Origin of the sequence: Gordonia sp. NPDC057258 (assembly GCF_042668985.1) — a bacterium.
GTDB lineage: Bacteria > Actinomycetota > Actinomycetes > Mycobacteriales > Mycobacteriaceae > Gordonia > Gordonia hongkongensis.
This window is the reverse complement of the sequence record NZ_JBHUXZ010000051.1, coordinates 21,915-31,922: the sequence shown is the minus strand read 5'-3', so window position 1 is coordinate 31,922 and position 10,008 is coordinate 21,915. Positions and strand designations below refer to the sequence as shown.

Here is a 10,008-nt window from a genome sequence, read left to right as displayed (position 1 = left end):
GCTCGCTTCGCTCGCACCTCAGGGAGCAACGGGGGCTCGCTTCGCTCGCACCTCAGGGAGCAACGGGGGCTCGCTTCGCTCGCACCTCAGGGAGCCGGGGCCGGGCTCGCAAGCTCGCCCCTCAGGGGGCACGGAACAATTTCATCGAAAGGTACTGAATAACAATGAAACTCAATGGACTGTCGGTCGCGATCACCGGCGGCGCATCCGGTCTCGGGCTCGCGACTGCTCAGCGCGTCGTCGACGCCGGTGGCCTGGTCACCCTGATCGATCTGCCGACCTCGGACGGTCAGGCCGTGGCCGACGGACTCGGCGCCGCAGCGTCGTTCGCGGCCGCCGACATCACCGACCGTGAACAGTTCGAGGCCGCACTCGATGTCGCCGACGACCGAGGGGGCCTGCGCGGACTCGTGCACTGTGCCGGCGCGGGCCGGCGCATGCGCATCCTGGACAAGGAGGGCAAGGCGGGTTCGGTGGAGGACTTCGAGTTCGTCATCAAGCTCAACCTCGTCGGGTCGTTCCATGCGCTCTCGCTCGGCGCGGAACGTATCGCTCGACAGGAGCCCGTCGACGGGGAGCGGGGCGCCATCATCATGACCGCGTCGGTCGCGGCGTACGAGGGACAGATCGGGCAGATCAACTACTCGGCGTCGAAGGCGGGCATCGTCGGGATGACGCTGGTCGCCGCACGGGACCTGGCCAGCAAGCTCATCCGCGTCAACACCATCGCGCCGGGCACGATGGACACGCCGCTGCTCGCCCGGCTGCGCGACGACGTGCGCGATGCGCTCGCCGCGAGCATTCCCAATCCGGCGCGGCTCGGTAGGCCGGACGAGTTCGGTCAGCTCGCCGCGTCGATCCTGGAGAACACCTATCTCAACGGCGAAACCATTCGCCTCGACGGGGCGATCCGGATGGCGCCGCGGTAACCCGAACCCCGACACGTCCGTTCTGCTTCCCCCACAACGCCTTTCGAGAGGAATCATCGCGATGTCTGTCACGGCGCCCACCACTCTGAGCTATCCCGACGCCACGATGGCGGTGCTGCCGGCGAGTATGGCCGCCCTCTACGGCGAGCGCGCGGCCGTTGTCGACGGCGCGACGACGCTCACGTTCACCGAGCTCGACGTGCGCTCGGCCGCCGTGGCGTCGGCCCTGCGTGCGGTCGGAGTGAGCGATCGCGATGTGGTCCTGCTGTACCTGACCAACAGCGTCGAGTTCGTCGTCGCCTACTACGGATCACTCCGGGCCGGTGCGGCGGTGACCCCGGTCAATCCGTTGCAGCCCGTACCGGGTCTGCGACGTCAGATCGCGGAAACCGCTGCGGTGGTGGGTTTCACGCAGGTCGAGCAGTCCGCGCGTCTCCTGTCCGCCGCCGTCGGGACGGCGCTGACGACGGTGGTGACGGTGGACGGGGCCGCGGATGCGCCGGAGGGCATCGACTCCGTCTCCCTGGCGGAGTTCGTCGTCGGGCAGGAGACGGCCCCGCCGGTCTCGACCACGAGCGACGATGTCGCGCACCTCGCCTTCACCGGCGGCACCACGGGTGTTTCGAAGGGCGTTCGGGTCCTGCACCGCAACGTGCTCGGCAACGTCACGCAGATGATCGCCTGGCGGGCAGGTCATTCCGTGGAGGCGGGAACCGACGGTTTCCTGACCCTCACTCCCCGGTCGTCGGAGAACCCGGGGGTGGTCCCCGGGCATGCGGCGACGGTCGTCGTGTCCCCGCTGTTCCACGCGCACGCCCTCATCAACATGTCGTTCCTCCTGCTGTGCGGCGCCACGCACGTGTTCGCCGGTCGGTTCGAGCCCGGGCGGATGCTGGCTCTCATCGAGGCGCATCGGGCGTCGTACGTGACCGGGAGTCCCGCGATGTGGCATGCGCTCGCCGTGCACCCCGACGTCTCCACACGGGACCTGACCTCGGTGCGGGTGGTCTCCTCCGGCGCGGCGCCGATCGATCACGTGACCCTGGAGCAGCTCGAGAACGCGTTCCCGGCAGCGGCGATCGTGGAGGGATACGGCCTCACCGAGGCGACGTGCCTCGTGTCCTCGGCGCCCCTGACGTCCGGGGGTCGATACCGGCTCGGGAGTGTGGGTCTGCCGACGTTCGACACCCAGATCGAGATCCGCGCCGTCGACGATCCGGCCGTCGTCCTCCCGCCGGGGGAGAAGGGACAGTTGTGGGTGCGCGGCCCGCAGGTCACCGGCGGCTATCTCGATCACCCCGAGAAGACGGCCGAGCAGTTCGTCGACGGGTGGCTCGACACCGGTGACATCGCCTACCGCGACGCCGACGGGTACCTCTACATCTGCGACCGCGCCAAGGACATGCTGATCTACAAGGGCTACAACGTGTATCCGCGCGAGCTCGAGGAGATCCTGGTGACGCATCCCGACGTCGGTGCGGCGGCGGTCGTCGCCCGGGAGGCGGGTGCGGTGGGGCAGGAGCCGGTGGCCTTCCTCGTCGCCCGGGACGGTCACGTCATCGACGCCGATGCGGTGTCGGACTTCGTCGCCGCGCAGGTGTTGCCCTACAAGAAGATCCGGGACGTGTACGTGGTCGACGAGCTGCCCACCTCGGCGGCCGGCAAGGTCCAGAAGGTGGCGTTGCGGGAGCGCCTGGCGAACGCCTGACAGGGTCAGCGCCGGCGCCCGAGGCGCCGGCGCACGCGCGTGTGGTCAGCGCTGCGCGCGCTTGACCAGGTTGCGCCCGATGATGAGTCGCTGGATCTCGCTGGTGCCCTCGTACAGGCGCAGCAACCGCACCTCGCGGTAGATGCGTTCCACCGCGACATCGCGCATGTAACCGCTGCCGCCGTGGATCTGCACGGCGAGATCGGCGACCTTGCCGACCATCTCGGTGCAGAACAGCTTGGCAGCCGACGGGGCGATGCGGCGGTCGGTGTCGTCGACCCACGCCCGGGCGGCCTCGCGCACCAGTGCGCGCCCGGCCATCACCCCGGCCTGCTGGTCGGCGAGCATGGCCTGGACCAGTTGGAACTCGCCGATCGCGGTACCGCCCTGGGTGGCGGTGGCGGCCCAGGTGACCGACTCGTCGAGCGCACGCTGCGCGGTGCCCACCGAGAGAGCCGCGATGTGCACCCGGCCTCGGGCCAGGCTCATCATCGCGGCCTTGTAGCCCACGTTCTCGCTGCCGCCGACCAGTGCCGACGCCGGCACCCGCACGGCGTCGAAGTGCACGTCCGCGGTCCAGGCGCCCTCCTGGCCCATCTTGCGGTCCTTGGCGCCGACGCTGAGGCCGGCGGCGTCGGCGGGGACCAGGAACACCGCGATGCCCGTGCCGTTCTCGTCGGCCGGACGGGTACGTGCGAACACGACGAACAGATCGGCCAGCGGCGCATTGGTGATGAACCGCTTCTCGCCCGTGATCACCCAGTCGTCACCGTCGCGGACGGCCTTCGTGCGCAGTCCGGCCGGATCGGACCCGGCCCCCGGTTCGGTCAGCGCGAACGAGGCGACAACCTCGCCGGACGCGATCTTCTCCAGCCACGCGGACTTCTGCTCGTCGGTGCCGAAGTGGACGAGGACCTGGCCGGCGATGCCGTTGTTGGTGCCGAACATCGAGCGCAGCGCCAGGGATGTGTACCCGAGCTCCATCGCGAGTTCGACGTCCTGGGTCAGATCGAGGCCGAGACCGCCCCACTCCTGCGGGATGGCGTAGCCGAAAAGGCCCATGCTCTTCGCCGTCTGGCGAATGTCGTCGGGGATGGCGTCGGTGTCGAGGATCTCCTGCTCCCGCGGGACCACCACCTCGCGGACGAACTCGCGCGTCGCGGCGAGGATGTCGGCGAAGTCCTCGTCGCCCACCTCGGAGGAGGTCGTCCGCGCTGAATGCATCACTCCGGTCATGCTGTCACTCTCGCGGCCGGCGGGCGAGGGGTCCAATACGAAACCGGGATCGCTGCGATAGCCGTTGCGTATGAGCGCGGACGGGTCGATCGGGGCGGAACCTCGATAGATTTGTCCCCGCGGCACTCACCGCGGGCCCGGCGCTTCGCGACCGGTTGCCCGACGACCGTCACCCCGCCGCCCTCGAAAGGACTCCGATACATGTCATCGCACCCGCCCGCCGCCGCGTTGCTGGAGGGTCGTACGGCCGTCGTGACCGGCGGAGCCCAGGGCATCGGTTTCGAGATCGCCCGCTCGTTCGTCGACGCCGGCGCGCGAGTCGTGCTCGGTGACCTCAGCCTCGACGCCGCGCAGGCGGCCGCGGACGAGCTCGGCGGCCGCGACGTGGCCCGCGCGGTGAGGTGCGACGTCGTCGACGCGGGGGAGGTCGACGCGCTGCTCGCGGCCGCGGTCGACGGGTTCGGGGCACTCGATGTGCTGGTGAACAACGCCGGGATCACCCGGGACGCGACGATGCGCACCATGACCGAAGACGATTTCGATCAGGTCATCTCGGTGCATCTCAAAGGCACCTGGAACGGCACACGCAAGGCGGCGGCGATCATGCGCGAGGCCAAGCGTGGTGCGATAGTGAACATCTCGTCGCTGTCGGGCAAGGTCGGCATGGTCGGGCAGACCAACTACTCGGCCGCCAAGGCGGGCATCGTCGGCCTCACCAAGGCCGCGGCCAAGGAGATGGCCCATCACGGCGTGCGGGTCAACGCGATCCAGCCCGGCCTCATCCGGTCGGCGATGACCGAGGCGATGCCGCAGAAAGCGTGGGACCAGAAGATGGCGGAGATCCCGATGCGGCGCGCCGGCGAGGTCGGTGAGGTCGCGAGCGTCGCGCTGTTCCTGGCGTGTGACATGTCGTCGTACATGACGGGCACCGTCCTCGAGGTGACCGGCGGCCGTTTCATGTGACCGCCGGCCCTGCTCCACGCCTCCTCTGACACCGAAAGGTCACCCATGCGCGACGTCGTCATCTGCGAACCGGTCCGTACCCCGATCGGCCGTTACGGCGGGATGTTCAAGAATCTCACCGCCGTTGATCTCGGGGTCGCCGCGCTGACGGGGATGCTCGACCGGACCGGACTCGACCCGGAGAAGGTCGAGGACGTCATCCTCGGTCACTGTAACGGGAACAGCGAGGCGCCCGCCCTGGGACGAGTCATCGCACTCGATGCCGGGTTGCCGATCACAGTGGGCGGCATGCATATCGATCGTCGTTGCGGGTCGGGACTACAGGCCGTCATCCAGGCCGCCTACCAGGTGTCCTCGGGGGACAACGACGTCGTGGTCGCCGGCGGTGCTGAGTCGATGAGCAACGCGTCGTTCTACTCGGTGGACATGCGGTGGGGTGGGGCCCGGACCGGAATTGCCATGCACGACAGCCTCGTCCGGGCGCGCTCGACCGCCGGCGGCAAGAACTACCCGGTGCCCGGCGGCATGATCGAGACGGCCGAGAACCTGCGCAAGGACTACGAGATCTCCCGGGAAGAACAGGACGAGCTGGCTGTGGCATCGCACGAACGAGCGGTGCGGGCCCAGAAGGATGGCGTACTGGCCGAGGAGATCGTCCCGGTCACCGTGGCTTCGCGATCTGGTGATCAGGTCATCGACACCGACGAGCATCCACGCCCAGATGTCTCGGTCGAGTCGCTGTCGAAGCTGAAGCCGATCATGGGCAAGACGGATCCGGACGCGACGGTGACGGCGGGCAACGCCAGCGGTCAGAACGACGCCGCGTCGATGGCGCTCGTGACCACCCCCGAGGTCGCCGAGAAGCTGGGTCTACGCCCGCTGGTGAAGCTGGTGTCATGGGGTCTGGCCGGTGTGCCGCCGCGCACCATGGGGATCGGGCCGGTCCCCGCGACCGAGAAGGCGCTTGCCAAGGCCGGTCTGACGCTCGCCGACATCGACGTGATCGAGCTCAACGAGGCGTTCGCCGCGCAGGCACTCGCCGTCACCCGCGAGTGGGGTTTCGGCCGTTTCGGTGCCGGCGGCGATTTCGACCGCACCAACGTCAACGGCTCGGGCATCTCGCTGGGCCACCCGGTCGGCGCCACGGGCGGACGCATGCTGGCCTCCCTGGCGCGTGAACTGCACCGGCGCGAGGCCCGCTACGGCCTGGAGACCATGTGTATCGGCGGTGGCCAGGGCCTCGCCGCGGTCTTCGAACGCGTCAGCTGACCCCGAGACTCACCGGGCCCCACCTGATCCGCACCGGTGGGGCCCGGTGTTCCACCCGTTCATCCCGCAGTTTCGCGCACGAGGTCGACGAAGGCCTGACCGACGGCCGACAGCGACGGCGGGTGGAATGCGATGGCAAAGGGTCGCACCACATTCGGTTCGATCTCACGGATCACGACCGGCTCGTCGGCCGACTCCGCCACCGATCGTTCGAGTAGAGTGCCGCCGATTCCGGACTCCACCATCGGGAGCCGTTCCTCGCGGATCTCCGACAGCACGGCCAGCGGCGGGCGGACGCCCCCGACGCGGATCGCCTCCTCGAACTCGTCGGCCACCGAGTAGCCGCGTGGCACGAACACCATCGGGATCGCCGGCAGATTGTTCAGCGGGATCGGGCCCTCGGGTACGTCGGTGCCCGGCGGGTAGACGAGCACGTGTTCGTGTTCGCCGATCACGATCACCTCGAGGTCGTCGCCGGCGATGGGTAGGTGGGCGACGGCGAACTCGCAATGACCGTCCTCGATGGCCGACGCGGCCCTGGTCTCATCGCGTAACTCGCCGAGTCGCACCGAAACCCGCGGATAGGCGGCCCGGAACCGGGCGACGAGATCGACGACGGGCCCGACCGCGGTCGCGGCGAAGGCCAGGATCTCGAGGTGGCCGGTGAGTTCGTCCGCCGAGGCGGAGAGCAGATCGTCGACGGCGTCCATGTCGCGCACGATCTGTCGCGCGGGACCGACCATCGTGCGCCCGGCCGCCGACAGGACCATCCCGCGACCGATGCGGTGAAACAGCTGGACTCCGAGTTCGCGTTCGAGCGCCCGGAGTGCTTGGGACACGGTGGGTTGCGCGACACCGAGAGCCGACGCGGCCCCGCCGATGCCCTTGTTCTCGACCACCGCCAGGAAGTACTCGACCTGTCGCAATTCCATGGCGTGTCACCAATCCCGTGGTTCGGCGGGGTCCGGCGCGATCCCGCAGTGGACCTTCGCCGCGGAGATGAAGGCGAGGGCTGCCGGCGAGGGGAGCCCGGATCGCAGCACGAGACCCCACGGTCGGGTGAGTGGTGGGTCGAGCGCGAGCCGACGAAGTCCCGCAAGCTGCCGGTCGGCCACGGTGCGTGGGAGAACCGTTGCGCCCGTGCCCTTCTTGACCAGACTCCACACCGCGGACGGTAACTGGCAGTCGACCACCACGTTCTTGGCGTTGTCGTCGAGGAGTCCGCCGAGGAGTTCCGCGCTGATCGGGTCGCTGTGATCGACGACGAGTGGCAGCGAGCGCACCGCAGACTGCGGTATCGGTTCGGGCAGACCGTCGGCGAGCGGCGTCGGCGCCGCGACGATGAGTTCCTGCTCGGCCATCGGGATGGCGGTGAAGGTCGCGTGCTCGGCGGCCGAGTCCATGATCCCGATCTCGGCGTCCCCGGATCGCAACGCCGACAACACCCCGGTGGGACTGTCGGCGGAGACGACTCGAACCGACAAGCGTGGGAACCGTTCCCGGAACAGTCGAACGATGTTGACCACCGGGTCCACACTGAACGCCGCGTAGGTCACGATGTCGACGCGACCGGCGCGCAGTTCCCGAACCGCGTCGACCTTGGCCTTGGCGCGGTCGACGTCGGCCAGGATGCGCCGGGCGGCTACGTCGAGTTTGCGTCCGGCCTCGGTGAGTTCGAGGCGTCGTCCGGTGCGGTCGAACAGGGTGACGCCGAGACGTCTCTCGAGCGTGCGGATCGCCTGGGACAGCGACGGCTGTGAGATGTAGAGCGACTGGGCGGCCTTCGTGATGCCGCCGTGGTCGACCACGGCGACGAAGTAGGTCACGAGGTGCAGGTCCACCCCGGTCACTCTAGTGACCCGAGTGTCAGGTCACTTGCCGGTCCAGCGCGGCGCGCGTTTCTCGGCGAAGGCGATCGCACCTTCCTTGGCGTCGTCGGAGACGAACACCGGACCGAGGAAGTCCCACTGCTTCTTGATCAGTTCGGGATCGGTGTAGCGGATCGCCATGGAGGTGACCTGTTTGGTGGCGCGGACGGCGAGGGGGCCGTTGGCGGCGATGACGGCGGCCAGTTCGCGGGCCCCGGCGAGTGCCTCGCCGGGTTCGGTGATCCGGTTGACCAGGCCGAACTGGTGGGCGCGTACCGCGGTGAGCGGGTCGCCGGTGAGCGCGAGTTCCATGGCGAGCTGGTAGGGGAGGATCTTCGGGAGGCGTAGGAGGCCACCGGCGGCGGCGGCGAGTCCGCGCTTGACCTCGGGGATGCCGAACTTGGAGTCGTTTGCTGCGACGACGAGGTCCGCCGACAACGCGAGTTCGCATCCGCCGGCCAGCGCCCAGCCCTCGACGGCGGCGATGAGGGGCTTGGTCGGCGGGGCCTCGGTGAGGCCCCCGAACCCGCGTCCGTCCAGCGCGACCTTCTCGCCGCGGGCGAAGGCCTTGAGGTCCATCCCGGCGCAGAACGTGCCACCGGCACCGGTGATGATGCCGATGGTGAGGTCGTCGCGCGACTCGAGCTCGTCGATCGCGGCGGCGATACCCTCCGACACCTCGAGATTCACGGCGTTCTTCGCCTCGGGGCGGTTGATCGTGATGACGGCGACGCCGTCGGCGAACTCGGTGAGCACGGCACTCATGGGGACTCCTGGAGTCGGTGGACGGGACGGGCGGTCAGGTGTTCTCGGATGTGGAGATCTGTTGCGGCTCAGCCGGTGTGGGCTCGCCGGCGGCAAACCAGCGGATCGGTTCCGGGGTGGTCGGATCGGTCGCCGTCTCATCGGGAACGCGGGCGTCGAGGACGCCGCGTTCCTGCAGGACGACGAGATGGGCGTGGGTCTCCCGCAACGCGAGTCGGCTGAGGGTGAGGGACAGCTCCTCGAACGGACGCGACCACGTCACCGACCGGGTGATCTCCCAGGCCGTGCTCTCCGGATACCGGGTCACGGTCGAGGCGATCTCATCGAGCCGCTCCTCGTGATGCGTGAGGAGACCGGTGACGCGGTCGCCGAGGCCTCGGAACCGGTACTCGTGGGACGGCAGCGCCTCGTGGTCACGCATCTTCTCGGTGTTGGCCAGCGAGATCAGGTAGTCGGCGAGGGGACTGTCGGTCTGCATGGGATTGGTCGAGATGTTCGGACTGATCCGCGGCAGCAGGTGGTCGCCGGTGAAGACGATGCCGGCGGTGTCGTCGGCGAAGCAGAGGTGCCCCGCGGTGTGGCCCGGGGTCCAGACGGCGCGGAGATCCCAGCCGGGGATGTCGAGCGGGGCGTCCCCGGTCAGCTCGCGGTCGACGGTCCGCCCGTCGGGCAGGCGGATGAAACCGACCAGCCCCTCGTCGGCGACCTCGGTCGGTGCGCCGAGAGCGCGGAGTTCGGATCGCGCCTGGCCGAGTTGGGTCTCCACCTCGGTATCGGAGTAGTGGCGCAGGTACCGGGAATCGTTGCGATGCATCCACAGCTCGGCGTCCACGTGCTCGAGTAGACGCGGCACGAGCCCGAAATGGTCGGGGTGCAGATGGGTCACGCCGATGGACCTGATGTCGGCGAGGTCGTGGCCGGTGGAGCGGATGCCTGCGACGAGGATGTCCCACGACTTGTCGGACGGCCAGCCGGCGTCGATCAGTGCGAGACCGCCGTCGGGCAATCCGAGGGCGTAGACCAGGACGTATCGCAACGGATTGGATCCCATGGGGACCGGGATCGACCACAGCTGCGGCCGGACCTCCTCGACCGGGGGCAACACCTTGTCGGCCCAGGCCTGCTTCTGCAGCGTGCCGGTGACCTCGATCGTGCCCATCCAGCCTCCCGCCGGGTCCGTCGCGTGGTGACACCGCTGATGATCGTTGCAGTGATCAACAGTCATCCGATCACGAGAGGCGATCGCGCTCAAGCTGGGGGCGGCTCAGAC

9 protein-coding genes are annotated in these 10,008 nt (G+C 68.9%); 4 read left to right on the top strand and 5 right to left on the bottom strand.

Features of this window, described 5'->3' with window-relative positions; all coding sequences use genetic code 11:
• Positions 1–164: 164 nt before the first annotated feature.
• Together ACFUEJ_RS22880 and ACFUEJ_RS22875 are read left to right on the top strand one after the other, a co-directional pair.
• Positions 165–929 (top strand): SDR family NAD(P)-dependent oxidoreductase, encoded by a 765-nt coding sequence (locus ACFUEJ_RS22880; protein ID WP_388032112.1) that lies wholly within the window; start codon positions 165–167, stop codon positions 927–929.
• A gap of 61 nt (positions 930–990) precedes the next feature.
• Positions 991–2,637, top strand: coding sequence for a class I adenylate-forming enzyme family protein (locus tag ACFUEJ_RS22875; RefSeq protein WP_211538217.1), 1,647 nt, complete (start codon positions 991–993; stop codon positions 2,635–2,637).
• Between the two features lie 45 nt (positions 2,638–2,682).
• On the opposite strand, the gene ACFUEJ_RS22870 is transcribed toward ACFUEJ_RS22875, so the two are convergent.
• A complete protein-coding gene (locus tag ACFUEJ_RS22870; RefSeq protein ID WP_211538216.1) occupies positions 2,683–3,873 on the bottom strand; it encodes an acyl-CoA dehydrogenase family protein in 1,191 nt (396 codons plus the stop codon).
• Between the two features lie 201 nt (positions 3,874–4,074).
• Here ACFUEJ_RS22870 and fabG point away from each other — a divergent pair, with 201 nt between their 5' ends.
• Positions 4,075–4,836 (top strand): 3-oxoacyl-ACP reductase FabG, encoded by a 762-nt coding sequence (fabG, locus tag ACFUEJ_RS22865; RefSeq protein WP_068972403.1) that lies wholly within the window; start codon positions 4,075–4,077, stop codon positions 4,834–4,836.
• 45 nt (positions 4,837–4,881) lie between these two features.
• Positions 4,882–6,105 carry an acetyl-CoA C-acetyltransferase gene (locus ACFUEJ_RS22860; RefSeq protein ID WP_065630899.1) on the top strand — a complete coding sequence of 408 codons (1,224 nt, stop codon included), beginning with the start codon at positions 4,882–4,884 and terminating at the stop codon, positions 6,103–6,105.
• Between the two features lie 59 nt (positions 6,106–6,164).
• Here ACFUEJ_RS22860 and ACFUEJ_RS22855 read toward each other — a convergent pair whose 3' ends face one another.
• Genes ACFUEJ_RS22855 through ACFUEJ_RS22840 form a run of 4 tightly spaced genes read right to left on the bottom strand, consistent with a single transcriptional unit; the run spans position 6,165 to position 9,897 of the window.
• Positions 6,165–7,037 (bottom strand): LysR family transcriptional regulator, encoded by an 873-nt coding sequence (locus tag ACFUEJ_RS22855; protein WP_058250859.1) that lies wholly within the window; start codon positions 7,035–7,037, stop codon positions 6,165–6,167.
• A gap of 6 nt (positions 7,038–7,043) precedes the next feature.
• The gene (locus tag ACFUEJ_RS22850; RefSeq protein WP_388032106.1) at positions 7,044–7,946 is read right to left on the bottom strand and encodes a LysR family transcriptional regulator; all 903 of its coding nucleotides are present in this window, start codon (positions 7,944–7,946) and stop codon (positions 7,044–7,046) included.
• A 30-nt stretch (positions 7,947–7,976) separates the two neighbouring features.
• Positions 7,977–8,738, bottom strand: coding sequence for a crotonase/enoyl-CoA hydratase family protein (locus ACFUEJ_RS22845; RefSeq protein ID WP_058250858.1), 762 nt, complete (start codon positions 8,736–8,738; stop codon positions 7,977–7,979).
• Positions 8,739–8,772: 34 nt separating this feature from the next.
• Positions 8,773–9,897 carry an MBL fold metallo-hydrolase gene (locus ACFUEJ_RS22840; protein ID WP_165630882.1) on the bottom strand — a complete coding sequence of 375 codons (1,125 nt, stop codon included), beginning with the start codon at positions 9,895–9,897 and terminating at the stop codon, positions 8,773–8,775.
• Positions 9,898–10,008: the final 111 nt, after the last annotated feature.

Bases quoted from the DNA above. Each gene is read 5' to 3' on its own strand.
- ACFUEJ_RS22880 (WP_388032112.1), top strand. From the start codon at position 165: ATGAAACTCAATGGACTGTCGGTCGCGATCACCGGCGGCGCATCCGGT.
- ACFUEJ_RS22875 (WP_211538217.1), top strand. From the start codon at position 991: ATGTCTGTCACGGCGCCCACCACTCTGAGCTATCCCGACGCCACGATG.
- ACFUEJ_RS22870 (WP_211538216.1), bottom strand. From the start codon at position 3,873: ATGACCGGAGTGATGCATTCAGCGCGGACGACCTCCTCCGAGGTGGGC.
- fabG (WP_068972403.1), top strand. From the start codon at position 4,075: ATGTCATCGCACCCGCCCGCCGCCGCGTTGCTGGAGGGTCGTACGGCC.
- ACFUEJ_RS22860 (WP_065630899.1), top strand. From the start codon at position 4,882: ATGCGCGACGTCGTCATCTGCGAACCGGTCCGTACCCCGATCGGCCGT.
- ACFUEJ_RS22855 (WP_058250859.1), bottom strand. From the start codon at position 7,037: ATGGAATTGCGACAGGTCGAGTACTTCCTGGCGGTGGTCGAGAACAAG.
- ACFUEJ_RS22845 (WP_058250858.1), bottom strand. From the start codon at position 8,738: ATGAGTGCCGTGCTCACCGAGTTCGCCGACGGCGTCGCCGTCATCACG.
- ACFUEJ_RS22840 (WP_165630882.1), bottom strand. From the start codon at position 9,897: ATGGGCACGATCGAGGTCACCGGCACGCTGCAGAAGCAGGCCTGGGCC.